Below are 24,776 nucleotides of genomic sequence, written 5' to 3' on the forward strand. Positions count from 1 at the left end.
ACATGGACTCCACGACACCGGATGTGCAGGCCCTCGCCTGCAACGTCGCAATCCCTGAGCACCTGCGCTGGCGGGACGAGCGGCGCGGCGACGTGTTCGAGCTGCAGTCGATCACCGTGCGCCTCCTGGCCGACGGCTCGCTCGGCGCGAAGGCGTACGGGCGCCCCGTGGGCGGAGGACGCGGCGCCTATGTGTCATTCGCCGTGAAGGAGAGCCCCGAGATCGACGAGCTCATCACGTCTGCGGCCACCGAAGCCGCGCGCCGGTGGGCCGCCCACGGCGGGCGCTGAGGCCATGCAGACCCTCTCGCGGGCCGACGCGCGCCGCCGGCGATGGTCGTCTCAGCTGCTCGGCGGATCCGGTCTCTCGCCGACGCAGGTTGTCGATCGCGCCGTCGCGCTGCAGGGGCAGGATCTGCCCGCCGTGCTGCGGGCCATCGCGTTGCGTTCGCGCCCGGAAACGACGATCGACGACGTCCGCGCGGCGTTCGACCGCGGCGAGCTCGTTCGCTCGTGGCCCGTGCGCGGCACGCTGTTCGCGACGACGCCCGCGCACCTCGGCGCGCTGCGGTCGCTGACGCGCGAGCGGATCCACCGCTCCACGATCCGACGACGCGCACAGCTCGGGCTCGACGACGCGACGCTCGAACGCGCACGAGACATCGCCCTCGAGGCTCTCGCCGAACGTCCGGCCACCCGATCCGAAGTGCTCGCGCTCTGGGACGAGGCCGGACTCGAACCGTCGGGTGGACGCGGGTACCACCTGATCTTCCATCACGCGGTGGCGGGCCTCTGGCACTGGGGCGCGTTCCGCGGCGGCGAGCAGGTGCTCACGCCGTCTCCCGCGCAGGCGCCGACCGACGCGGATCCGCTGACCAACATCGTCCGCGGACTCGTCACCGCGCGCGGCCCCGTCACCGAGAATGACCTCGCCTGGTGGCTGAAGCTGCCCAAGACGCAGGTGCGGAAGGCCGCGGCGAGCGCCGGCCTCACGGGGGTCTCGGTCGACGACGAACCGGCGTGGATCGCGGGGGACCAGGCGGACCCCGGCGACACCGGCGTGACGCTGGTGCCCGCATTCGACGAGTGGATCCTGGGCTACGCCGACCGTTCTCTCGTGGCGAGTGCTGCGATGCAGGCCGCGCTCGTGCCCGGCAACAACGGAGTGTTCCGGCCCGCCATCATCGTCGACGGCATCGTTGTCGGCACGTGGCGCGGCCCCGCGAAGGGCCGCCCGGACGCCTCGTTCGAGCTCGTCGAGAGGGTTCCGGCAGCGACGCACCGACGCATCGAGCGCGCCGTCGCCGCATGGCCGCACGGCTGAGGCCCACGGTTCCCCTCTGCACAACGACGCCAATTCTGCGCCCGGCCACCCGACACACCGGGTCCGGCCGGCGGCACACCGAGAATTGGCGTCGTTGTGCAGAAGCGCGGGTGGAGGGGGATGCGACGCTCGCGTGAACCTCACGTGACATCCCTCGCGCGTCGGGGCCGCGGCCGTCTATCGTCAGGCTCATGCGCGCGATCCGACGTTTCACCGTCCGCCCCGTCCTCCCCGAGCCCCTCGCCGCGCTCGGCACCCTGGCCGCAAATCTGCGCTGGTCGTGGGATTCGCAGACGCAGGATATCTTCGCCGAGGTCTCGCCCGAGGTATGGGCCGCGCGACGGGATCCCGTGCGGGTCCTCAGCGACGTGCCCCGCGCCCGCTGGGACGAGCTCGCGCGCGACGACGCCTTCCTGGGTCGCCTCGCGTCGGCTTCGGCGGCCCTCGATGCCTACCGCACGCAAGACCGCTGGTATCAGCGGAACGTCCCCGACGGTCCGGCCTCGATCGCATACTTCTCCCCCGAGTTCGGCATCGCCGCCGCCCTCCCGCAGTACTCGGGTGGCCTGGGGATCCTCGCGGGCGACCACCTGAAGGCGGCGAGCGATCTCGGCGTCCCTGTCGTCGGCGTCGGGCTGTTCTACGCGCACGGATACTTCAAGCAGTCGCTCTCGCGCGACGGCTGGCAGGTCGAGTCGTATCCGGTGCTGGATCCGGACGAGCTGCCCGTCACGGCCCTGCGCGAGGCCGACGGCACGCCCGCGACGATCTCGATCGACATGCCGGGCGGCCCGGCCCTGATGGCACGGATCTGGGTCGCCCAGGTGGGGCGGGTGCCGCTGCTCATGCTCGACACCGACGTCGAAGAGAACTCCGACCACTACGTCGAGATCACCGACCGCCTCTATGGCGGCGGCAGTGAGCACCGCCTGCGCCAGGAGATCCTGCTCGGCGTCGGCGGCGTCCGCGCGCTGCGCGCGTACAGCCGGATCACCGGCTCCCCCGCCCCTGAGGTCTATCACACGAACGAGGGGCACGCGGGTTTCCAGGGCCTCGAGCGGATCCGCGAGCTGACGACGGCGGATCCGGGCGTCGAGTTCGAGGCGGCGCTCGCGCTGAATCGCGCGTCGACCGTCTTCACGACGCATACCCCCGTGCCTGCGGGCATCGACCGCTTCCCGCAGGAGCTCATCGCGCAGTACTTCGCTTCCGAGGGCGGCGTGACACCCGGCGTCCCGACCGCCCGCGTGCTGCAGCTCGGCGCCGAGGACTACGAGGGCGGGGATCCCGGCGTCTTCAACATGGCCGTCCTCGGATTCCGTCTCGGACAGCGCGCGAACGGCGTGAGCAAGCTGCACGGGCACGTGAGCCGCGACATGTTCCGCGGCCTCTGGCCTCTGTTCGATGAGGCCGAGGTGCCGATCACGTCGATCACGAACGGGGTGCACGCGCCCACTTGGGTCGCCCGCGAGATCCGCGAGCTCGTGACGGCCCTCGGAGCGGATGCCGACGGGGATCCGTCCGAGTTCGCTCGCGCCCTCGATGGCGCGAGCTTCGCGAGGATGTGGGAGATCAAGCGGATCCTCCGCGAGCGGCTCGTGGTCGACGCGCGCTCGCGCCTGCGGCGCGCCTGGCAGAAGCGCGGCGCGGCCGAGGCCGAGCTCGGCTGGATCGACGACGCGCTCGACCCCGATGTGCTCACGATCGGCTTCGCGCGCCGCGTGCCCTCGTACAAGCGCCTCACGCTCATGCTGCGCGACCGCGCACGGCTGAAGGCGCTGCTCACGGATCCGGAGCGCCCGATCCAGCTCATCATCGCGGGCAAGTCGCATCCGAACGACGACGGCGGCAAGAAGCTGATCCAGGAGATGGTGCGCTTCGCGGACGACCCCGAGGTGCGCCACCGCATCGTGTTCCTGCCGAACTACGACATCGCGATGGCGCAGCCGCTGTATCCGGGCTGCGATGTGTGGCTGAACAACCCGCTGCGCCCCTACGAGGCGTGCGGCACCAGCGGCATGAAGGCGGCGCTCAACGGCGGCCTCAACCTCTCGATCCTCGACGGCTGGTGGGACGAATGGTTCGACGGCGAGAACGGCTGGGCGATCCCGTCGGCCGACGGCCTGCCGGATCCGTCGCAGCGGGACGATCTCGAGGCGTCGGCGCTGTATGAGATCCTCGAGCGCGAGGTCGTGCCGCGGTTCTACGATCGCGACGCCGACGGCCTGCCGGCGCGCTGGCTCGAGATGGCGCGGCACACGATCGAGTCGCTCGGCCCGAAGGTGCTCGCGACGCGCATGGTGCGCGACTACGTGACCGAACTGTACCTGCCCGCGACGCGGAGCGTGCGCGCTCTGGGATCGGAGGATGACGGGGCGGACGCGTTCGCCGCCTGGCGGCGACGCGTCGAAGACGGGTGGGGATCCGTCCGCGTCGAGCACGTCGAGGTCGACGGCGTCGGCGATGTCGCGGAGGTCGGCGCGCTGCTCGACGTGCGCGCGTTCGTCGCTCTCGGGGACATCTCCCCCGACGATGTCGCGGTGCAGCTCGCCTGCGGGAGGCCGAACGCCGACGACGAACTCACCGACGTCCGGTTCGAGACGCTCACCCTCGCCGACGCCTTCGAGGGCGGTCGGTACGGCTTCGCCGGATCCCACGCGCTCGACCGTTCCGGTCCGTTCGGCTGCACCGTGCGCGTCGTGCCCGCCAACTCCCATCTCGCCGGGCCGGCGGAGACGGGTCTCGTCGCGTTCGCGGAGTAGCGCCCAAATCCGCAAGTCTTCGCCGAGTCCGCAGCAAACAGCTGCGGACTCGGCGAAGACTTGTGGACATGTGGGGGCGCCCCTGGCGCGCGGGGCTCAGTCCACCGAGCGCACCACGACGACGCTGCGGGCGGCGACCACGTCCTGTTCGCCGACGGTGAGGTGCTGGCCGACCGCGAACGCCGGATCCGTCGACAGCACCACCTCCCCCGCCGAGTGGAAGCGGTTCGCGGGGCTCGCGACCGTCACGTCGTGATCGGCCGCGTTGAACCAGGTGAGGAAGGCGCGGTCGACGATCTGCTCTCCATGCGGCCCCGGATCGCGCAGCGGCTTGCCCGACACCAGCATGCCGAGCGTGCGCAGGGATCCGTCTCCCCAGTCTTCGTCCCGCATGATCCGGCCGTCCGGGTGCAGCCACAGCAGATCGGCCTGTCCTCCTGCGACCGCGGGAGCCCCCTCGAACCATTGACGCTGCCGCAGGGCCGGATGGTCGCGCCGCAGCTGGAGGGCACGCCGCGTCTGCTCGTACACGTCGAGCCAGGCGTCGTCGCCCGACCAGTCGATCCAGCTGATCTCGTTGTCCTGGCAGTACGGATTGTTGTTCCCGCCCTGGGTGCGGCCGCGTTCGTCGCCCGCGGTGATCATGGGCACGCCCTTGGACAGGGCGAGGGTCGCCATGATGTTGGCGGCCTGGCGGCGCCGCACGGCGACGATGCCGGCGTCGTCGGTCTCGCCCTCGGCGCCGTAGTTCGCCGAGCGGTTGTTGTCCGTGCCGTCGCGATTGTCTTCGCCGTTGGCCGCGTTGTGCTTGTGCTCGTAGCTCACGAGATCACGCACCGTGAAGCCATCGTGGGCCGTGACGAAGTTGACGCCCGCGAACGCCCAGCGCCCGTCGTCGCGATACAGATCCGAGGATCCCGCGAGGCGCGTCGCGACCGTCGCGATGTCGCCGGCGCCGCGCCAGAAGTCGCGGACCGTGTCTCGGTACTGATCGTTCCACTCCACCCACGGCGCGGGCATCTGCCCGACGAGGTAGCCGTCCATCGAGACATCCCACGGCTCGGCGATGAGCTTCACGTGCCGCAGGATCGGATCCTGATCGACCGCCGTGAGGAAGGCGCAGGCCATGTCGACGTCGTAGCCCGTGCGGGTCAGGGCGCTCGTCAGGTCGAAGCGGAAGCCGTCGACGTGCATCTCGGTGACCCAGTACCGGAGCGAGTCCATGATGAGCCGCAGGGTCATCGGCTCGGAGGTGTCGACCGTGTTGCCGCACCCCGTGACGTCCCAGTAGACGTCGTCGAAGCTCGCATCGCCGTGCGGGATGACGCGCTTGTACCAGCCGCGATCGTCGAGGCCACGGAAGGAGACGACCGGGCCCGCCGCGCCGGCCTCGGCCGTGTGGTTGTAGACGACGTCGAGGATCACCTCGAGGCCCGCGTCGTGGAAGGCGCGCACCATGTCTTTGAACTCGGCGACCTGCCCGCCGCGGTCGCCGCGCGAGGAGTAGGCGTTGTGGGGCGAGAAGAATCCGGCCGTGTTGTAGCCCCAGTAGTTCGTCAGGCCACGCTCGGTGAGGTCGGGTTCGCTGAAGAACTGCTGCGTCGGGAGCAGCTCGACGGCCGTCACGCCGAGGTCTTTCAAGTAGTCGATCACGTGGGGGTGCGCCAGACCCGAGTAGGTGCCGCGCAGCTCCTCGGGCACCCGGTCGTGCAGTTTCGTGAAGCCCTTCACGTGCAGCTCGTAGATGACCGTGTCGCGCCACCGGGTCTTGGGCTGCGCATCGTCGTACCAGTCGTACGACGGATCCACGACGACGCTGCGTGCCATGACCGGGGCCGAGTCGTCGTCGTTGCGCGCCGCGTGATCGTCCCACTGATGCGCGTAGAGCGCCTGCGTCGGCGTGACATCGCCGGCCGTCGCGGCGGCGTAGGGATCGAGAAGCAGCTTGTGCGGATTGAATCGATAGCCGTTCGCGGGATCCCACGGCCCGTCGGCGCGGAACCCGTAGAGCTGCCCCGGCTCGATGCCCGGCATCGCGCCGTGCCAGACGCCGACGTGACGCTCTGTGAGCGGCACCCGTCGTTCGGATCCATCGTCTTCGAAGAGGCACAGCCACATCGCCGTCGCATCGGGGGCGTAGACGGCGAAGTTGGTCGACACGGGCGACCAGGTCGCGCCGAGCGGCCAACTGCGCCCCGGCCAGATCGGCGCGCGTTCCCCGAGGGCACTCCACGTGTGCGGGCTCATGCGCTCATCATGCCCCGAGCAGGCGGAGAAGCCGAATCCCGGGGCTCGCGCGGGCGCTCTGCCAACCTCGCCGTCAGGGGCTGTCGGTAATCTCGCCTGTATGACTTCTCCGCGAGCCGAGGCGGCCTATTCGCGCGCGCTCGCCGCGTTCAAGACGCCGACGCTCGATCTGCTCCACGGTCGCTTCGCGCCGTTCGTCGTCGCGGCCCTGTCGAGCATCTTCACGGCCGATCGCCCCGCCGTCGCCGTCAGTGACGCACACGTCGAGGTCGACGAGCTGCTCGACGCGCTTCGCGCCGCCGGATACGACGCGGACGAGCGCGGCCTTCCCGCTGGCCAGGCCCGCGAGATCTGCCGCTACTGGGTGCGTGTCGGGTGGCTCGTGCCGCAGATCGAAGACGACACCGAGGTCTACCGTCTCTCGGCTCACGCCATCGGCGCCCTCGAGATCACGGGCCGGACAGGAGGCCGCGGTCGCGTCTCGAACTCCCGCGTGCGCACCCTGCTCGACGCCGTCGATCGCCTCGCGGGCGACGCCGAGAACGACCCCGAGCGGCGCCTCGAGCGGCTGCGCGGTGAACGCGAGCTGCTCGATGCCGAGATCGATCGCCTCGAGGGTGGGCACGCCGATCCCATCGACGACGACGAGCTGCTCGAAGAGGCCGAGAACGTCCTGCACCTCGCGCGCGAGCTGCCCGCCGACTTCACCCGCGTCGCTGAGTCGATCAAGGCTATGCAGCGCGACGTCGTCGCCGATCTGCGCCGTGACGTGCGCCCCACGGGCGAGGTGCTGCGCGAGTACCTCGAGCGCGGACAGCACGTCATGCAGTCCACGCCCGAAGGCCGCGCCTTCGCCGGCGCCCTGCGCCTGATCGGCGATCCCGCACGCATCGACTCGCTCACGAACGAGCTCAAGAGCGTGCTCGCCCAGCCGTTCGCGAGATTGATGGATCCGGCGCAGCGCGCCGAACTCGACGCCATCAGCCGCCGTGTCGAACTCGGCGTGCAGGAGGTCCTCACGGCGCAGCGTCGAGCCTCGCACGTCATCACCCAGCAGGTGCGCACGCACGATCCTGCGCGCGATCGTCAGGTCGACGATCTGCTGCGCGACGTCATGTCGGGGCTGCACGCGTGGGCCAGCACATCGGCCGACGCCCGCGTCGACCCCCTGCGCAGCTTGCCCGTCGCCGATGTCGCGCACCTGCGCCAGACGCTCGGCGACATCCGCCCGCCCGGAACGCCCGCGCCGCTGGCCGCGGCCCACGACGTCGAGTTCCTCGACGTCGACACCCGCGCCTGGGGCGGCCCCCACTACGCCGAGCTCGAGGAATACGTCTCGACGCTCGGCTCCGAGTACGATCTCGCAGCGGCCTTCGCGGGCGCCGACGACAGCACCCGCCGCCCCGTCGACCTGGTCGGGCTGCTCGAGATCGCGCACCGCGGCGACATCGTCGAGTCGGGCGATGTGTCGATCGTCGAAGCACTGCGCCCCGACGGCAGCACGAGGAAGTTCGCATTCGAGTCCGTCACCGCGCGAACACCGGAGGAGAACGATGACTGACGCCGAGACCGCGTTCATCGCGCCTGTCGCGATGGAGGAGGCCCCCGAAGAGCTCTTCCCGGGCGACCGCGGGGTGCTCGACAGCGAGGTGCGCCGTGTGCTCGTGCACCTGCTGCGCCGGCGCTTCCTCTCGGCCGAGCGCAATCGCGCCGAATGGGCGGCCCTTCTCGACAATCAGGCTCTCGTCGAGTCGCGCCTGGGCGATCTGTTCGTGCGCCTTGTCATCGACCACGACCGGGGCTTCGCCTACAAGCAGCAGGTGCGCAGCGACGAGCTCGACGTCCCCATCCTGCTGCGCGACAACGCCTACACCCGGGCCGAGACGCTGGTGCTCGTCCACGTGCGCGCGGTCTTCCAGCGCGAGCAGGCAGCGGGCGAGGCACAGGCGCGCATCGACATCGAGGACATCGAGCAGACGGTGCTCAGCTACTTCGCCGATGCCGAGCGCGACACCGCGAAGCGCCAGAAGGCGGTGCGTGCCGCCGTGGCGCGCCTCGACCGCGACGGCATCCTCGACGAAGAGACCGAGGGCCGATACCGCATCAGCCCGCTCGTCGAAGTCGTGATGAGCGCCGAGAAGCTCCACGAGCTGCGCGCCTGGCTGCGCACCCAGACCGTTGCGGGCGAAGAGCCCGCCGAGGAGGCCGACGAACTGTGACGATGCTCGATACCCTCTTCGGGCTCATCCCCGCCGATTCGCGCGGACAGCAGTGGACGGCCGAGGAGCTGCACCTCGTCAACTGGGGCGGGTACGACGGATCCCACGTCGTGCGCTTCTCGCCCGGGGCGACGCTGCTCGTCGGCGGATCCGGCACCGGGAAGTCGACGCTCATGGACGCCTACATCGCGCTCATGATGCCGCACACGACACCCTTCAACGGCGCCTCCAACGGAGCGGTCTCGGGGCGAGCCCGCGGCGAGGACCAGCGCAACATCCTCTCGTACGCGCGCGGCAAGATCGACGAGACGCGCACCGACGAGGGCACGAAGGTGCGCGTGCTGCGCGGCGATGGCGAGGACACGTGGACGGCCGTGTCGATGACGTGGCTCGATCACGACGGATCCCGTTTCACGGCCGTGCGCGCCTGGTATGTTCCGGCGACGGCGCGCGTGCTCGAAGACACCGTGCGCGTGCGCGCGACGACCGACGCGGCGTTCGATCCGTCGGCACTCGAAGAGGCCGCCGCCCGGCGCTTCAGCGACACCGCGCTGAAGGCCGCGGGCCTCGACCCCGTTGCGACCGACCGCGAGTTCTCGGCGCGCCTGCATTCGGTCCTCGGCATCGGCGCGGCCGGATCCGGCGCGAAGGCGATGAACCTGCTCGCGCGGATCCAGGCGGGCCAGCAGATCACGACCGTCGACGACCTCTACAAGCGCATGGTGCTCGATGAGCCCGAGACGCTCGCTGCCGCCGATGCCGTCGTCGCGCACTTCGACGAGCTCGAGAACGTACGCGTCCGCATGGTCGAGGCCAGGAAGCAGGTCGAGGCGCTCGAACCTCTCCGCGAGCTGCAGACCAAGATCACCGCTGCCGCCGAGCACTCGGCCCTCCTCGACGAGATCGGCGACTTCACCGATGAGAATTCGCTGGCCACGCTGTGGCGCGCCCGCCGGCGTCTCGATCTGCTGCGCGCCGTGGAAGACGAACTCGGCGAGAAGAATCGGTCCCTGAACGCCGTCGTGCGCGAGCGTGAGGCGCTCGCCGAGGCCGCCGAGGCCGAGCGCGACGCGATCCGAGAGATGCTGCGCCAGTCCGGGGGCGACCGCCTCGAGACCGCGCAGCGCGAGCGGCAGGCCGCCGAACGTCGTCTCTCCGACACCACCCGCGCCCGCGAGAAGTTCGACGATGACGTTCGCGAGCTGGGCGTCGACGTCGCGAACAAGACGCAATTCGAGAGCCTCGTCGCCGAGGCACGATCCACCCTCGACGACGCCGATGCTCGCGGCGACGCCCGCCGCGCGTTCGCCGAGACCGCCGCCGAGCGCACGGCCGCCCGCCAGCGGATCGCCGAGCTCGAACGCGAGAAGCTGGCCGCGGCATCCTCCTCGGGGGCGATCCCGGCGCCCCTCGCCGAGGCGCGCCAGAAGCTCGCCGAGGCCGCGGGCCTCACTTCCGCCGATCTTCCGTTCGTCGGCGAGCTCATCGAGGTGCGCACCGAGTTCGAGCCGTGGCGTGAGGCCTTCAATCTCGCTCTCGGCAGCTTCGCCACGCGCATCCTCATCGACACCGCCCACCTGCCGGCGTTCCGAGCCGCGATCGAGAGCGTGCGCACGCCTCAGCGCATCAGCTATGACGGCGCCCTCACAGACATGGCGCTCGCCGCGCACCCCGATGCCCGCACCCTGCCCGGGCGCCTCGACTTCGCCGAGAGCCCGTTCGCCGGCTGGCTACAGCAGCGACTCGTCGAACGCTACGGATTCGTCTGCGTCGACAGCGCGGCCGAGCTTGCCGACCATCGCCTCGCCCTGACGATCGCCGGCCAGGTCTCGCAAGGAGACGGCGGATCCCACGGCGGGCACGGCCGCCGCAACGTCCTCGGGTTCTCGAACGACCGCGCGCTGCGCGAGCTCGAGGCCGATCTCGACGCCGCCCAGCTCCGCTACACGCGCGCCGAGCAGGCGGTCGCCGAGGCCGAGACTGCGCTCGACGCCGTCGACATCCGTCGCGCCGCCTCCGAGAAGATCGTCGCGACCACCTGGGAGCAGATCGACGTCGCCTCAGCGACCGCCGAGCGCGACCGGTGGGTCTCTGCGGAGCAGGAGCTCACCGACGACAGCCCCGAGATCCAGAAGTTCACGAAGCAGCTCGCCGAGGCCTCTCAGGAGGCGGCCGATCTGCGCGACCGCATCGCCCGCGCGAGCGTCGAGCGCGACCAGGTGAACGATCGCTGGGCCGATGTGATCGACGACGTCGACACGAGCCAGGAGATCGTCGACGCCGCGGATGCCGCCGGACGCGAGCTCACCGACGCGCAGGCGGCGCTCCTCGACGATCGCTTCGACGACGACAGGGGGTCCGGCGCCACTCCGACGGTCGCCCTCAGCACCTTCGACGCGGCGATGCAGTCAGCGACACGGCGCCTGGGCGAAGACCGTCGTGCCGCGCTCGACGCGCACCACGAGCATCGCGAGAGCATGCGCCGGGTGATGCGAAACTTCCTCGAGCGCTGGCCCAACCCGAACCTTCTCGCCGACCCCGACGCGTCGGTCGTCGACTTCGAGCGCATCCTCGCCGCGCTCGAGACGAGCGGCCTGCACGAGCTCGAGGCCGAGTGGCGGGCGAGCCTCATCCGTATGTCGGGCGACGATCTCACCAACCTGGATTCGACCCTCAGCCGTTCGATTCGCGAGATCCGCGACCGCATCGAGCCGATCAACCAGATCATGGGCGAGCTGCCGTTCTACGACGACGACAGCCGCCTGCAGATCATCACGCGCGAGAGCAGCTCCGAATCGCGCCGCCGCTTCCGCCGAGACCTGCGCGACGTGCGGCAGATGATCGACCAGGCGACGGGCGATGCCGACCGCGAGCGCGTCTACGGCCGCATGGCGAAGCTCATCGCCCGCATGCGCCGCACGGCGCCCGAGTTCGCCGATCTCATCGATGTGCGGGGCCACGTGCGTGTCAGCGCCGAGCGCGTCGACGCCGCCTCACGGCAGCACCTCGCGCTCTACGATCACATCGGCGAGAAGTCGGGCGGAGAGTCGCAGGAGCTCATCGCGTTCATCGTGGGCGCAGCCCTGCGCTATCAGCTGGGCGACGCCGGATCCGAGCGGCCGCGCTACGCGCCGGTGTTCCTGGACGAGGCGCTCATCAAGGCCGACGCGCACTTCACGAAGCGCGCGATCGGCGCCTGGCGCGGCCTCGGCTTCCAGCTCGTCATCGGCGCCCCGAACGACAAGTACAGCGCGATCGAGCCCCACGTCGACGTCGAGTACGACGTCCTGAAGGACACGCGGGGCCGCTCCTGGGCGAGGCCCAAGGTGGCGCTTCCGGAGTAGCGAGAGTGCCCGCGTCGTTCTGGCGAGAGCGCGTCCCTGTTCACTCGCGAGAAGGGTGCTCGCTTACTCGCGCGGCGGGCGCCAGATCATGATGTCTGTCTGGCGGCGCACGCGCGTCGTGCCCGTGAGCGTGACGACGCCACCCTCGGCGTTCGTCGCGAACACGCGAGCGCCGGGGCGCGTCTCGCGCTCCTCACGCAGCTGCTCCGCGAGAGCGCGCACCTCGGCGCGCAGATCCTGCACCTCGTCCTCGAGGTCGAGCATGCGCTGGATCACGGCGAGCGGAACGCCCTCGCCGGACAGCCGCGCCACCTGACGCAGCTGCGCGATGTTGCGGGCGGAGTAGCGGCGGGATCCGCCCCGCGTACGACCCGGTACAACGAGCCCGATGCGGTCGTACTGGCGGAGGGTCTGCGGATGCATGCCCGCGAGCTCACTCGCGGCCGCGATCGGGAAGATCGGGTCGTGCTCGCTCACACCTTCGGGCAGCTGCATCTCACACCTCCGTACGTCTCTCAGGATGCCCGACCTCGGGCGGGATGCGCGGATCCCGCCCGAGGGAGCATCGTCAGTGGAACAGCTCGGCCCGCGGGTTCTCGGCCGGTTCCACGGCACGATAGCGCTCGAGCGCCTCGCGCTGTTCGTCATTCAGGTGATCGGGAACCGCCACCTGAACCTCGGCGAGAAGGTCTCCGGTCCCCTTGGACGTCGCGATCCCACGACCCTTGACCCGCAGCACGCGACCCGACGGCGTGCCGGGTGCGACGCGGAGCTTCACGGGCGTGCCCTCCAGCGTCGGAACCTCGATCGTCGTGCCGAGCACCGCCTCCGTGAAGGTCACGGGGACGGTCAGCCGGAGATTGCGTCCGTCCCGCGAGAACACGCGGTGCGGGCGCACCGTCACCTCGACGACGATGTCGCCGCTTTCGCCACCGTTCGGCGACGGGCGCCCACGGCCGCGAAGACGGATCTTCTGGCCGTCGCCGATGCCCGCGGGGATCTTCACCTTGAAGGGCTTCCCGTCCTCGCTGCGGAGGGAGATCGTCTCCCCCTTCGCGGCCGTGAGGAAGTCGATTGTCGTGCGCGCGCGCACGTCGCTCCCCTTCTGCGGGCCCGGCGCACCGCCGAAACCACCGAAGCCGCCCGCGCGGCCGCCCCCCGACTGATTGAACATCGAGAAGATGTCATCGAAATCCGGGGATCCGCCGCCGCCTCCGCGCGAGAAGCGGCTGAAGACGTCCTCGAAGCCGCCGGCGCCTGATCCGCCCGCCGTGAAGCGCGCACCGGATCCCATCGCACGGAGCTCGTCGTACTCCTTCCGCTGCTCGGGGTCCGACAGCACCGAGTAGGCCTCGCTGATGTCCTTGAACTTCGCCTCGGCCGCCTGATCGCCCGGATTGGAGTCCGGGTGGTACTTGCGGGCGAGCTTGCGGTAGACCTTCTTCAGCTCCGCATCGCCGACGTCTTTCGACACCCCGAGGATCTTGTAGAAGTCCTTGTCGAACCAGTCTTGGCTGGCCATCGCGTTCCTCTTTTACGTCAGTCGGCCGGGACGGCCACGACCACCTTGGCCGGGCGCAGCTCGACGTCGCCCAGTCGGTATCCGACCTCGGCGACCTCGAGGATCGTCGACTCCGTCGCCCCGGGGGTCGGCTGCTGGAAGACCGCCTCGTGCTGCTGCGGGTCGAAGGCCTCGCCGGCCTCGCCGTATGCGACGAGCCCTGTGCGCTCGGCCAGCCCGCGCATCTTCTCCGCCACGATGGCGAAGGCGGATCCCTCTTCGAGGTCTCCGTGCTTCGCCGCGCGGTCGAGGTCGTCGAGCACGGGCAGCATGCCCTTCGCGACCTCGCCCTTCGCGCGGTCGATCTCGACCTGACGCTGCTCCTCAGTGCGGCGGCGGTAGTTGGCGTACTCGGCCTGGATCCGCTTGAGGTCGTTCAGGAGCTGCGTCTCGTAGTCGCTCTTCTCCTGGACGATCGCATCGTCAGTCTGATCGGCGTCGAGGATCTCGTCGACCGTGAGCTCCTCACCCTCCGCGGCGTCGTCTCCAGCGGATGCGCCCGCGGCGGGGGCCTGGTCGGCCCCCGCCTCGGCGTCCGGCTGGACCTGGTCGTCGCCGTCGTTCGGCTCGATCGGGTCCGTGTCCGTCATTACTTCTTCTCGTCCTCTTCGTCGACGACCTCGGCGTCCACGACGTCCTCGTCATCCGACGAGGCGTCGCCCGACGCGTCGGCCTGCGGGGCGTCGGCCTGCTCCTGCTGGGCCTGGGCGTAGATCGCCTCTCCCAGCTTGGTCTGGCTCTCGTTCAGCTTGTCGAGCGCGGACTTCACCGCGTCGTCGTCATCGCCTGCGAGCGCCGACTTGAGCGACTCGACGTCGGCCTTCACGGTCTCCTTGACGTCGTCCGGGAGCTTCTCGTCGTTCTCGTCGAGAAGCTTCTCGACCGAGTAGGCGAGCGTCTCAGCCTGGTTGCGGGTGTCGGCCGCCTCGCGGCGCTTCTTGTCCTCTTCCGCGTTTTCCTCGGCCTCGCGGACCATGCGGTCGATGTCTTCCTTGTCGAGCGACGAACCGCCCGTGATGGTCATCGACTGCTCCTTGCCCGTGCCCTTGTCGGTAGCCGACACGTGCACGATGCCGTTGGCGTCGATGTCGAAGGTGACCTCGACCTGCGGAAGGCCGCGCGGGGCAGGAGCGATGCCGGTCAGCTCGAAGGTGCCGAGCGGCTTGTTGTCGCGAGTGAACTCTCGCTCGCCCTGGAACACCTGGATCGCGACGGAGGGCTGGTTGTCCTCGGCCGTCGTGAACGTCTCGCTGCGCTTGGTCGGGATGGCGGTGTTGCGCTCGATGAGCTTCGTCATGATGCCGCCCTTGGTCTCGATACCGAGGGACAGCGGCGTGACGTCGATGAGCAGGACGTCCTTGCGCTCGCCCTTCAGCACGCCCGCCTGCAGCGCGGCACCGACGGCGACGACCTCATCGGGGTTGACGCCCTTGTTCGCCTCCTTGCCCGTCTCCTTCTTGACGAGCTCGGCGACGGCCGGCATGCGCGTGGAGCCGCCGACGAGGACGACGTGCGCGATGTCGCTGAGCTTCACGCCCGCCTCGCGGATAACGTCTTCGAACGGCTTCTTGGTGCGGTCGAGCAGATCGCTCGTGAGCTCCTCGAACTTCGCGCGGGAGAGCGTCTCGCTGAGCGAGGCCGGGCCCTGATCGGTGAGCGAAAGGTACGGCAGGCTCACGGTCGTCGACGCGGAGCTCGAGAGCTCCTTCTTCGCCTGCTCCGCGGCCTCCTTGAGGCGCTGCAGCGCGATCTTGTCGTTCGAGACGTCGACGCCCGTCGTGTTCTTGAACTGCGTGATGAGGTGGTCGACGACGCGCTGGTCCCAGTCGTCGCCGCCCAGGCGGTTGTCACCGGCCGTCGCGCGGACCTGGATCGTCGAGAAGTCGTCGTCCTTGCCCACCTCGAGAAGCGAGACGTCGAACGTGCCGCCACCGAGGTCGAAGACGAGGATGAGCTCGTCCTCCTGGCCCTTGTCGAGGCCATACGCGAGCGCGGCCGCCGTGGGCTCGTTGACGATGCGGAGCACGTTGAGGCCCGCGATCTCGCCGGCTTCCTTCGTCGCCTGACGCTCGGCGTCGTTGAAGTACGCGGGGACCGTGATGACGGCGTCGGTCACCGTGTCGCCGAGGTACTGCTCGGCGTCGCGCTTGAGCTTCTGGAGGATGCGCGCCGAGATCTCCTGCGGCGTGTACTTCTTGTCTTCGACCGTGAACGTCCAGTCGGTGCCCATGTGGCGCTTGACCGACGCGATCGTGTGATCGACGTTGGTGACGGCCTGGCGCTTGGCGGTCTCGCCGACCAGCACCTCTCCGTCCTTCGCGAAGGCGACGACCGACGGGGTCGTGCGCATGCCCTCCGCGTTCGCGATGACCTTCGGCTCGCCGCCTTCGAGGACGGACACGACCGAGTTGGTCGTTCCGAGGTCAATACCCACAGCACGTGCCATGTTCAGCTCCATTTCGTCGATGGGGAAGTCTGCTCGCGAGAGTTGAGTCGCGATGACTCAAGCGTACGTCACGCCCATCCCCCTGTCAACAAACTTGATATGAGCCAGCTCAAGTTTGCTTCTGGGTTGACCGAGAGGACATCACGAAGGCGAGGAGCACGACGACGACGCCGCCCGCGAGCGACACCGTGAGACCCGCGCGCAGCGAACTCGCGTCGGCGATCGCGCCGACGAGAGGGGGCGCGACGAGGAACGCGAGACGCATGAGCCAGGTGACGATCGTCAGCCCGACACCGGGACGCAGGCCCGGGATCCGATCCGCCTCCTGCATTGCCAGCGGAATGGTCGGCGCACAACCGAAGCCCGCGAGAGCGAAGCCGACGCACGCGACCCACACGGACGTCGCGCTGATCGCGAGGCCGATGCCCACGGCGACGAGGATCCCCGCGACGGTCACGACGGCGCGCGCCCCGAAGCGGTCGACGAGGCGGTCGCTCACCATGCGCCCGAGGAACTGCGCGCTGACCAGCCCGACGAATCCTGCAGCGGCGATCTGCGCGGGCGCCCCGATCTCGTCGCGGAGATAGAGCGAGACCCAGGAGAAGCCCACCTCCTCGACGAGGCCACCGCCGATCGCGATGAGCAGGAGCGCGATGAGGAGGAGGACCACCTTCGGTGTCACGCCGCCCGCCGCCTTCGCGACACGGATCTGCTCGGTGCGGCCGACCTCCGAATCCGGCCCGGGAAGCGCCCACCTCAGCGCAAGGATCGAGCCGACGGCAAGGCAGCCGCTCGTCGCGAGGATATGCGTCGTGAGGGGCACGCCGAGGGCGATCGCACCCGCGGCGAGCGCCCCGCCGACGACAGCGCCCGCCGACCAGATCGCGTGCATCGAGTTGATGATCGACCGCCCCCGCCGCTCCTGCACGCGCAGTGCGTTGGCGTTCTGCGCGACGTCGGCGATCGCGTCCATGGCGCCGGCGACGAGGAACGAGATCGCAAGGAGCAGCACGGTCGGCGACGACGCGGCGGCGAGGATCCCGGCAGCGAGGCCGACGCTCGTGACGGCGGCGACGCGCGCGGATCCGAACCTTCTGATGAGCGTCGCCGCGGCGACGCCGGCGACCATCGCTCCGACGGGGTTCATCGCGAGGACGACGCCGTACAGCGTGGCGCTCATCCCGAGCTCGGCCTTGAGCTCCGGATATCGCGGCACGAGACTCGAGAAGACCGCACCATTGACGAAGAAGAACGTCGCGGCCGCGATGTGCGCGCGCCGAAGCGCGCGCTCGGGGGTCATCGTCACCCGTCGATCCTGCCCGATGCTTCCCGCGATGTCACACACCCGCGCTATGGTGCGCGCTATGACCGAGAATCCCCGACGCCCCTCGCCGCCGGCGACCGCAGACAGCGAGGCCGTGCCGGTCCTCGGCCTTCAGGCGCAGCTCGACGACGCGCCGACGAAGAAGTCCACCGTCCTCGCCTGGGCCTTCTGGGACTGGGGACTTCAGCCGTTTAACACGGTGATCCTCACCTTCATCTTCACGGCCCTCTACCTCACCACCGACGCGTTCCTCCCGGCGGAGGTGCAGGCGCTCGACGACAAGGATCCCGTGAAGACGCAGGCGCTCGCCGGTCTCGCGAGCGGGCTCGGCCTCGGGACGACGATCGCGGGCCTCCTCATCCTCGCTCTCGCCCCGGTGCTCGGCCAGCAGGCCGACGCCCAGGGCCGGCAGAAGCTGTGGCTCGGCATCGGCACGATCGGCACGATCGGCTGCATGCTCGGCCTGTGGTTCGCCGAGCCCGCGCCCGCGTTCTTCTGGTTCGCGGTCTCCCTCATCTCCGCCGGAACGGTCTTCAACGAGATCGGCAGCGTCAACAACAACGCCCTGCTCGTCAGCATCGCGAACCCGAAGAACATCGGCCGCATCTCGGGCGTCGGCTGGGGCTTCGGATACGTCGGCGGCGTCGTCGCACTCGTGCTCGTCATCGCGTTCTACGCCGCCGACTGGTTCGGCGTCCCCGACGCCGACGGAGTCCCGTTCCGTCTCATCGCGGTGGGCTGCGCCGTCTGGGCGATCCTGTTCGGCATCCCCGTGTTCCTGAAGGTGCCCGAACCCGCGCCCCTCGGCAAACCCGAGCGGCGCGTCGGATTCCTCCGCAGCTATGCACTCCTCGTTCGCGACGTCGTCGGCCTCTATCGCTCCCCCGCGACGCGCAACACCTTCTGGTTCCTCCTGTCGAGCGCCGTCTTCCGCGACGGCCTCGCGGGAGTGTTCACGTTCGGTGCCATCATCGCGGGCCAGGTGTTCGGCTTCCAGTTCCTCGAGCTCGCGCTCTTCGGCATCGCCGCGAATCTCATCGCAGGGGTGTCGACCATCATCGCCGGGCGCTGGGACGACCGCTTCGGCCCGAAGGCGATCATCCTGTTCGCGCTGTCCGGCATGATCGTCACGGGCCTCGTGGTGTTCTTCCTCGCCGACGCGGGCGCGATCGTCTTCTGGATCTTCGGTCTCCTCCTCACAGCCTTTGTCGGCCCCGCGCAATCGGCTGGCCGTTCCTTCCTCGCCCGAGTCACCCCCGCCGGTCGCGAGGGCGAGATCTTCGGCCTCTACGCCACGACGGGCCGCGCGGCAAGCTGGATGTCGTCGCTGCTGTGGACCGTCCTCGTCGCCGCGACGGGCGCAACGGTGTTCGGCGTGCTCGGAATCGTGGTCGTGCTCGTCATCGGCCTCGTGCTCGTCGCCCTCGTCCGCGACGCGCGCTGATATCGGGGCCTGAGAGACTCGAAGCATGACCACCCGCATCGCCTTCCTCGACATCGACGGCACGATCATCGACCATGCCGGCGAGATACCGGAGTCGACCGTCGACGCCGTGCAGCGGGCACGGGCGAACGGCCACCTCGTCTACCTCGCCTCGGGGCGCACTCCGAGCGAGGTCGAAGGGCGACTGGTCGACATCGGCTTCGACGGCGCGATCCTCGGCGCCGGCGCCTACGCCTGGATCGGCACGCTGTGGCAGGCCGGAGGATGGCGCGTCGAGCGGCTCATGGATCCCGCCCGCGTCGCTGAGATGATCACCGCGCTCCGCGCCGTCGGGGCCGATTACGTGCTGCAGGGCCGCGACGAAGTCTGGGCCACGCGCCGCGCTGTCGACCGCGTGACGGCCGTTCTCGACGCCGAGGGGCGCCTGTCCGACGCGACGCGCGAGGCTCTCCTCGACCACGTGACGATCACCGACGATCCGCCCCACACCGGTATCGCCAAGTCGGCATTCTCGAGCGACGACCTCGGCTGCTACGGCGCCGTGAGAGGGCGCCTCGGCGACGAGTTCAGCGTCATCACCGGCACGATGCCGGGCCTCGGAACGGCGGGAGGCGAGATCTCCCCGGCGGGCGTCACGAAGGGTTCGACGATGCAGATGGTGCTGCGCGAACTCGCGCTTCCCGCCGCAGCCGCCCTCGCCATCGGCGACAACAACAACGATCTCGATATGCTCCGGCTCGCGGGCACGGGCATCGCGATGGGGAACGCGACCGAGGAGGCGCGCGAGGCGGCCGATGAGGCGACGACCGCCGTGGACGCCGACGGCATCTGGAACGCGTTCGCACGCCACGGTCTCGTGTAGCGGCACCGAACGGGAGAACCCGGGCGGCGTTCCCCCGATCGCTGCCCGGGCCCCGAACCTCTCGGCCTGTCGGTGCGGTCATGCTGCGCGAGCCGACACCTCGACCATACGGCGCACGGCGCCGCCGCCCCGAGACATCCCGCGGGTTTCACCCCGCAGTCACCCGGGAATCACACATGTGAGCGCTCGGTGACATTATGGGGGCTGGGAGGGGTGACCGTGCAGAACGCAAACGGCGACCGGCTGAGCCGGCCACGGCTCGTCTCGCTGTGGCGCCGCGTCGCCCCAGGCGCGACCGTCCTCGTGACCGCACAGCATCGTAGCGGCGTCGTCACGAGCGTACGCGAGTGGCTTGCCTCGTCCGATGCATCGCTCGTGCGCTGGTCGTCCACTCGCGTCGACGTTCCCGCCGACTCCCCCGACGCCGACGTCGTGCTGCTCGAACTCGAGGGGATGCGCGGCGACCATGTCGCCGCGACGCTCGCGGTGCGGAAGCGGTGGCCGAATGCGACGCTCATCGCGGTCTCGAGCACGCAGTGGCCCCCGGGGCTGCTCGACGCCGACGTGCGCCCCGAACGCGTCCTCTCGGGCGCTCTGTTCGGCTTCACGGCCGACGAGATCCTCGACCGCGCCGAGCAGCTCGGGCTCGCGATCTCCTGGGAAGAAGCGAACGAACTGCTCGACCGCGTCGGCGCGCACACCGGATTCGTCGACGCTGTCCTCCGCGCCGCGGCCGCGCGCGGATCCTTCGACGAGGCTGCTCTCCACGTGGGGTGCGACGAGGCGACCTCGTACTTCGCGAGCTCGGCGGCCGCCGGCGTTTTCCGACCGAACGCGTGGCGCGCCGCGCTCATGTCGGCGCGCATCGGTCCGATGCCCCGCCACACGCTCCTGGCCGTCTGGGGAGAGGACGAGGTGGTCCGCGCCGCGCTCGACAACCTGCTTCAGAACGGCTTCTTCACGCAGGATCTCGCCACCGACACGCTCGCGCTGCGCCCCGATATCCGCGCCGCGGTGATCGAACGGATCGAACGCGAGGCGCGAATGTCCGCCGTCGACGACGCCGTAGCGGCCCTCGCCTCCGAGCAACTGAGCGCGGGCCGCTCCGACGAGGGCTGGGCGATCGTCTCCGACCTCCCACAGGCCCGCAGGCGCCTTCTCGTCCGGCACTGGTGGCAGCTGAGCGACCTCGACGTCGAACGGGCGCGCCCCTGGCTCGCCGAAGCGCTGCAGAGCGACCCGGATCCCCGCCTGCGGCTCGCGCTCGCACGCACCCTTCTCGACGTCACGAGTGCGAATCACTCCGGAAGCATCCCGCACGACGCGCGCTTCGAGGCCCGCGCGCTGCTCGAGGAGGTCGACTCCTCCCCCGATGCGACCGACGACGCCCGGTTCGCCGCCGACATCCTGCGGGGCATCCTGCCGCGCCTTGAGGGTCGGCACGCCGACGCGCTCGAGATCCACGAGAATCTCGTCGATTCCAGTGCCTCCGCCCCGCACGCCCCCGCCCGGACGCCGCGTCCCTGCGGGCTCATGCAGGTCACCGCCCTCATTCAGGCCGGGCTCAGTGCCCTCGACGCGAACTGCACGAACATCGCGTCCGACCGCTTCGCGGCGGCCGCCGCACTCGCGCATCAGGAACGCCACGAGCGGCTCGCGAAGTTCGCGCACGAGATGCTGCTGATCGTCCGGTCGAACGGCACGCCCTTCGCGACATCGGTCCAGTCGCGCGTCGACAACATCGTCGGTGCGCAGGTCATCTCCCGGCCGATGCAGAGCGTCGTCGCCCTGAGCAGCGCCCTGTACGTCGTCGACCCGCACGCCCTGCAGACGGCGCTCGATGCCGCTGACGAGGCGCCGCCGCTCGACGACCCGATCACGCTGCGCTTCGTGTCCGTCACACTCCGGTCCATCACGCACAGCCTCCTCGGATCGTCGGCCCTCGCGATCCGGCGCCTGGAGCTCTTCGAGCGGGGATTCGAGGGACGCAGCCTCTCGCTTCATCACCGCGCCCTGCTCGCGTGGGCTCGGACCGAGACGCTCCTGTCCGTCGGCGCGGACGACCGCGCGACGGCCCTGCTCGCATCGGCACCGACCGAGTTCGCCAATCTGGTCCCCCTCGAGATCCTCCGCGCCCGAGCGCATCTGCACGCTGGCGAGCCTGAACGCGCCCTCGCCTGCCTCGCGACGTCTCCCGAGGTCCGAGACGCGGGAGTACTCGGCGTCTGGGCGCACGTGCTGCTGTTCCTCGCTTATCACGCGATCGGATCCGTCTCTTCGGTCGACATCGCGCGACAGCACCTGTCCACCGCGATCGTCGCGGCATCGCGCGCCCGCCCGCTGATGCCGTTCGCGATGCAGGGCATGGGTGCGCTCAACGTGATCATCGCGCAGGCCGAGCAGATCGGTCTCGACCCCGCCGGGCGCCGGCTCGTCGGCGACCTCCTCCGGGTACGCGACGCACTGCAGGTTGCGACCGGCGCATCGCTCACGCTGAGCGACCGCGAGCGCACGGTCGTCGCTCAGCTCTCCGTCGCCACGTCGACGAAGGATCTCGCGCGGCGCCTGCACGTCTCACCGAACACGGTCAAGACGCAGCTCCGCTCGATCTACCGCAAGCTCGGGGTCTCTTCCTGGGCCGACGCGGGCGCGGCAGCGAAGCGACTGGGGCTGGCCGAGTAGGCCCCGCGCGCCTCTCCACAGACTGCACACCAGAGAACCGAGTTTCTCATCATCCCGGCGTGGGAAATCCATCCGAAACACGCATTCTGTGAAAGTGATGTGGTCCAGCCGCATGAACGCTGAGTGCACAGCTCGGCGTTCCGGACGGCGGTCGCGGACGTTCTCGTCCGCTCCACCCATCTACGGAGGAACATGAAGATCCGCACCACATGCGCACTCGGGGCAGCAGCGTTGCTCGCCGGGTCGCTCCTCGTCCCCACTGCCGCAACAGCGGCCCCGGCGTCCGCGTCGGCCCCCGAGGCGCCGACAGATGCGCCCAGTGACAACCGACCCGATCCGCTCGCCGAGAAGCGCACGGCCGAGAAGCAGAAGGCTGCCGAGCTCGTCGCGACGGGCAAGGCCGACGTCACCGAACGCGGCCGCGGTTCGAACAAGAGCAGGGTCGTCGAGCTGAAGCCCGGCGAGTACGTCGAGTACGGCACCGCCGAGACGGCGCAGCTGTTCACGATCCTCGTCGAGTTCGGCGACGACGTCGATGAGCGCTTCCCCGACGCACCCGCAGGGCCGCGCCACAACGAGATCCCCGAGCCCGGAGAGTCCGACAACTCAACCTACTGGATGTCGGACTTCTCGAAGGCACACTACGAGGACATGTTCTTCGGCGACGGAGAGTCCTTCGCCGACGTCTACGACGAGATGTCGTCGGGCCGCTTCGCCGTCGAGGGCGGCGTCTCCGACTGGGTCCAGGTCGACAACAACGAGGCGTCGTACGGCGAGACCGAGTCCCAGCAGGACATGACGCGGTTCATCCAGGACTCCGCCGACGCCTGGTACGACGCACAGCTCGCGGAGGGCCGTTCCCAGGACGACATCGTCGCCGAGCTGCAGTCGTACGACGTGTGGGACCGCTACGACGCGGACGGCGATGGGATCATCAACGAGCCTGACGGCTACATCGACCATTTCCAGGCCGTGCACGCGGGCGCCGGCGAAGAAGCAGGTGCCCCCGAATGGGCCATCTGGTCGCACCGTTGGGCCGCCGGCCAGGCCGGCCTCGGCGAGGAAGGGCCGTCGCAGTACATGCCCCTCGGCGGCGTGCAGATCGGTGACACCGACATCTGGATCCGTGACTACACGACCGAGCCCGAGAACGGCGGCCTCGGCGTCTTCGCGCACGAGTTCGGACACGATCTCGGTCTGCCCGACTACTACGACACCGCAGGCGGCGAGAACGGCACCGCGTACTGGACCCTCATGAGCTCCGGCTCGTGGCTCGGCCACGGCGACGGCGCGATCGGCACGACGCCGAACCACATGGGTCCGAACGAGAAGCTGTTCCTCGGCTGGCTCGACTACGAGCTCGTCGAGGCCGAGTCGGATGCGACGGTCGACCTCGGCCCGTCGTTCCATGCAACGACGCGCGGAGCGCAGGCGGCCATCGTCGACCTGCCCGACGCGGAGACGTTCATCGAGGTCGGTCCGGCCGCCTCGGGCGACCGCCATCTGTACTCGGGCTCGGGCGACGACCTCGATGTGACGGCGACGAGCCCCGAGTTCCTCGTACCCGCGGGCGGCGAGCTCACGGCCAGCGCGAGCTTCGACATCGAGGTCGACTGGGACTACGCCTACCTCGAGGCCACGACCGACGGCGGCGAGACGTGGACGCCCGTCGAGACGAACCTCTCGACCACGACCGATCCGAACGGGCAGAACGCCGGATACGGCATCACGGGCACCTCCGACGGCTGGACCGCACTGACCGCCGACCTCTCGGCTCTCGCCGGCGAGACCGCGCAGGTGCGCTTCCGCTACTGGACCGATGTGGCCGCGACCTACCCCGGTTTCCAGGTCGACGAGATCGCCGTCGGGGATGCCCTCACGACGGACGACGGCGCAAGCGACTGGACCCTCGACGGCTTCACGGTCATCGAGGACGGCGGCTACGCGCAGCCGTACAGCCACTTCTACATCGTCGAGAACCGCGTCTACGGCGGCTACGACCGCGTGCTCGAGACCGGCGCCTACAACTTCGCGTGGTCGCAGTCGAGCCCGGACCAGGTCGAGCACTTCCCCTACCAGGACGGCATGCTCGTCTGGTACGTCAACAGCCTGTACAGCGACAACAACACCTCGCAGCACCCCGGCGGCGGCAGCGCGCTTCCCGTCGACGCGAACCCGACCGCACTGACCTGGTCCGATGGTGAGGTCGCGCGCAACCGGATCCAGGCGTTCGACGCGACGTTCGGCACGCACAAGACGGATCCGATCTCGCTGCAGCGCGAGACGGCGGCGGGCGTCTCGACGCTCGACGTCGCGTCGCAGAAGCCCTCGGCGACCTTCGACGACACCGACCCGTACGCGTATTACGACGCGGCGAACCCGGGGGCCTCGGTCATCGTGGGCGGCACGGGCACGTCGGTGACGATCGTCGACCGGAACAAGAACAAGGGCTCGATGACGGTGGACGTGCGCCGCACGCCGTAATCGTCACGCCGCGATCCGCAGCCGCGGATCGGTCACCGGATGGCCGCGCTCCCTCCCGAGGGGGCGCGGCCATCCGTC

The 24,776-nt window shown here is 69.8% G+C and carries 16 protein-coding genes; 10 read left to right on the forward strand and 6 right to left on the reverse strand.

Annotated elements, in window-relative coordinates:
• Positions 1–2 precede the first annotated feature (2 nt).
• From C0012_RS10210 to glgP, 3 genes are all read left to right on the forward strand, one after another.
• Complete coding sequence (locus C0012_RS10210; RefSeq protein ID WP_110589880.1) at positions 3–290, forward strand: hypothetical protein; 288 nt, start codon at positions 3–5, stop codon at positions 288–290.
• A 4-nt stretch (positions 291–294) separates the two neighbouring features.
• The gene (locus C0012_RS10215) at positions 295–1,323 is read left to right on the forward strand and encodes a winged helix DNA-binding domain-containing protein (RefSeq protein WP_110589881.1); all 1,029 of its coding nucleotides are present in this window, start codon (positions 295–297) and stop codon (positions 1,321–1,323) included.
• Between the two features lie 191 nt (positions 1,324–1,514).
• A complete protein-coding gene (gene glgP, locus C0012_RS10220) occupies positions 1,515–4,085 on the forward strand; it encodes an alpha-glucan family phosphorylase (RefSeq protein ID WP_110589882.1) in 2,571 nt (856 codons plus the stop codon).
• Between the two features lie 96 nt (positions 4,086–4,181).
• Here glgP and glgX read toward each other — a convergent pair whose 3' ends face one another.
• Positions 4,182–6,332 carry a glycogen debranching protein GlgX gene (gene glgX / locus C0012_RS10225; protein ID WP_110589883.1) on the reverse strand — a complete coding sequence of 717 codons (2,151 nt, stop codon included), beginning with the start codon at positions 6,330–6,332 and terminating at the stop codon, positions 4,182–4,184.
• Between the two features lie 100 nt (positions 6,333–6,432).
• Here glgX and C0012_RS10230 point away from each other — a divergent pair, with 100 nt between their 5' ends.
• Genes C0012_RS10230 through C0012_RS10240 form a run of 3 tightly spaced genes read left to right on the forward strand, consistent with a single transcriptional unit; the run spans position 6,433 to position 11,895 of the window.
• Entirely contained in the window at positions 6,433–7,893 is a 1,461-nt protein-coding gene (locus C0012_RS10230; protein WP_110589884.1) for a DUF3375 domain-containing protein, read from the forward strand.
• Positions 7,886–8,551: a DUF4194 domain-containing protein gene (locus C0012_RS10235; protein ID WP_110589885.1), complete on the forward strand. Its 666-nt coding sequence runs from the start codon at positions 7,886–7,888 to the stop codon at positions 8,549–8,551. The genes C0012_RS10230 and C0012_RS10235 overlap by 8 nt, the downstream gene beginning before the upstream one ends.
• Positions 8,552–8,553: 2 nt before the next feature.
• Entirely contained in the window at positions 8,554–11,895 is a 3,342-nt protein-coding gene (locus tag C0012_RS10240) for an ATP-binding protein (protein ID WP_332835689.1), read from the forward strand.
• A gap of 63 nt (positions 11,896–11,958) precedes the next feature.
• On the opposite strand, the gene C0012_RS10245 is transcribed toward C0012_RS10240, so the two are convergent.
• The 5 genes from C0012_RS10245 to C0012_RS10265 all read right to left on the reverse strand — a co-directional run bounded on the left by C0012_RS10245 (position 11,959) and on the right by C0012_RS10265 (position 17,202).
• Positions 11,959–12,390, reverse strand: a complete 432-nt coding sequence (locus C0012_RS10245; protein ID WP_110589887.1) for a heat shock protein transcriptional repressor HspR — start codon at positions 12,388–12,390, stop codon at positions 11,959–11,961.
• Positions 12,391–12,463: 73 nt separating this feature from the next.
• A complete protein-coding gene (locus tag C0012_RS10250; RefSeq protein WP_110589888.1) occupies positions 12,464–13,417 on the reverse strand; it encodes a DnaJ C-terminal domain-containing protein in 954 nt (317 codons plus the stop codon).
• A gap of 17 nt (positions 13,418–13,434) precedes the next feature.
• Entirely contained in the window at positions 13,435–14,046 is a 612-nt protein-coding gene (locus C0012_RS10255; protein WP_110589889.1) for a nucleotide exchange factor GrpE, read from the reverse strand.
• Entirely contained in the window at positions 14,046–15,902 is a 1,857-nt protein-coding gene (dnaK, locus tag C0012_RS10260; protein ID WP_110589890.1) for a molecular chaperone DnaK, read from the reverse strand. The genes C0012_RS10255 and dnaK overlap by 1 nt, the downstream gene beginning before the upstream one ends.
• Positions 15,903–16,011: 109 nt before the next feature.
• Positions 16,012–17,202, reverse strand: a complete 1,191-nt coding sequence (locus C0012_RS10265; RefSeq protein ID WP_110589891.1) for an MFS transporter — start codon at positions 17,200–17,202, stop codon at positions 16,012–16,014.
• Positions 17,203–17,266: 64 nt separating this feature from the next.
• On the opposite strand from C0012_RS10265, the gene C0012_RS10270 reads away from it, so the two are divergent.
• The 4 genes from C0012_RS10270 to C0012_RS10285 all read left to right on the forward strand — a co-directional run bounded on the left by C0012_RS10270 (position 17,267) and on the right by C0012_RS10285 (position 24,698).
• Positions 17,267–18,670, forward strand: a complete 1,404-nt coding sequence (locus C0012_RS10270; RefSeq protein WP_110590003.1) for an MFS transporter — start codon at positions 17,267–17,269, stop codon at positions 18,668–18,670.
• Positions 18,671–18,695: 25 nt separating this feature from the next.
• On the forward strand, positions 18,696–19,532 hold the full coding sequence (locus C0012_RS10275; RefSeq protein WP_110589892.1) for an HAD hydrolase family protein: 837 nt from the start codon (positions 18,696–18,698) through the stop codon (positions 19,530–19,532).
• Between the two features lie 219 nt (positions 19,533–19,751).
• On the forward strand, positions 19,752–22,214 hold the full coding sequence (locus C0012_RS10280; protein ID WP_162621919.1) for a helix-turn-helix transcriptional regulator: 2,463 nt from the start codon (positions 19,752–19,754) through the stop codon (positions 22,212–22,214).
• Between the two features lie 192 nt (positions 22,215–22,406).
• Positions 22,407–24,698: an immune inhibitor A domain-containing protein gene (locus tag C0012_RS10285; protein WP_110589894.1), complete on the forward strand. Its 2,292-nt coding sequence runs from the start codon at positions 22,407–22,409 to the stop codon at positions 24,696–24,698.
• The last annotated feature ends 78 nt before the right edge of the window (positions 24,699–24,776 follow it).

This window comes from Microbacterium suaedae (assembly GCF_003254645.1).
GTDB classification, from domain to species: Bacteria; Actinomycetota; Actinomycetes; order Actinomycetales; family Microbacteriaceae; genus Microbacterium; species Microbacterium suaedae.

Bases quoted from the DNA above. Each gene is read 5' to 3' on its own strand.
- C0012_RS10265 (WP_110589891.1), bottom strand. From the start codon at position 17,202: ATGACCCCCGAGCGCGCGCTTCGGCGCGCGCACATCGCGGCCGCGACG.
- glgP (WP_110589882.1), top strand. From the start codon at position 1,515: ATGCGCGCGATCCGACGTTTCACCGTCCGCCCCGTCCTCCCCGAGCCC.
- C0012_RS10255 (WP_110589889.1), bottom strand. From the start codon at position 14,046: ATGACGGACACGGACCCGATCGAGCCGAACGACGGCGACGACCAGGTC.
- C0012_RS10275 (WP_110589892.1), top strand. From the start codon at position 18,696: ATGACCACCCGCATCGCCTTCCTCGACATCGACGGCACGATCATCGAC.
- dnaK (WP_110589890.1), bottom strand. From the start codon at position 15,902: ATGGCACGTGCTGTGGGTATTGACCTCGGAACGACCAACTCGGTCGTG.
- C0012_RS10215 (WP_110589881.1), top strand. From the start codon at position 295: ATGCAGACCCTCTCGCGGGCCGACGCGCGCCGCCGGCGATGGTCGTCT.
- C0012_RS10240 (WP_332835689.1), top strand. From the start codon at position 8,554: ATGCTCGATACCCTCTTCGGGCTCATCCCCGCCGATTCGCGCGGACAG.
- C0012_RS10285 (WP_110589894.1), top strand. From the start codon at position 22,407: ATGAAGATCCGCACCACATGCGCACTCGGGGCAGCAGCGTTGCTCGCC.
- C0012_RS10235 (WP_110589885.1), top strand. From the start codon at position 7,886: ATGACTGACGCCGAGACCGCGTTCATCGCGCCTGTCGCGATGGAGGAG.
- C0012_RS10245 (WP_110589887.1), bottom strand. From the start codon at position 12,390: ATGCAGCTGCCCGAAGGTGTGAGCGAGCACGACCCGATCTTCCCGATC.
- C0012_RS10210 (WP_110589880.1), top strand. From the start codon at position 3: ATGGACTCCACGACACCGGATGTGCAGGCCCTCGCCTGCAACGTCGCA.
- C0012_RS10270 (WP_110590003.1), top strand. From the start codon at position 17,267: ATGACCGAGAATCCCCGACGCCCCTCGCCGCCGGCGACCGCAGACAGC.
- C0012_RS10230 (WP_110589884.1), top strand. From the start codon at position 6,433: ATGACTTCTCCGCGAGCCGAGGCGGCCTATTCGCGCGCGCTCGCCGCG.
- C0012_RS10250 (WP_110589888.1), bottom strand. From the start codon at position 13,417: ATGGCCAGCCAAGACTGGTTCGACAAGGACTTCTACAAGATCCTCGGG.
- glgX (WP_110589883.1), bottom strand. From the start codon at position 6,332: ATGAGCCCGCACACGTGGAGTGCCCTCGGGGAACGCGCGCCGATCTGG.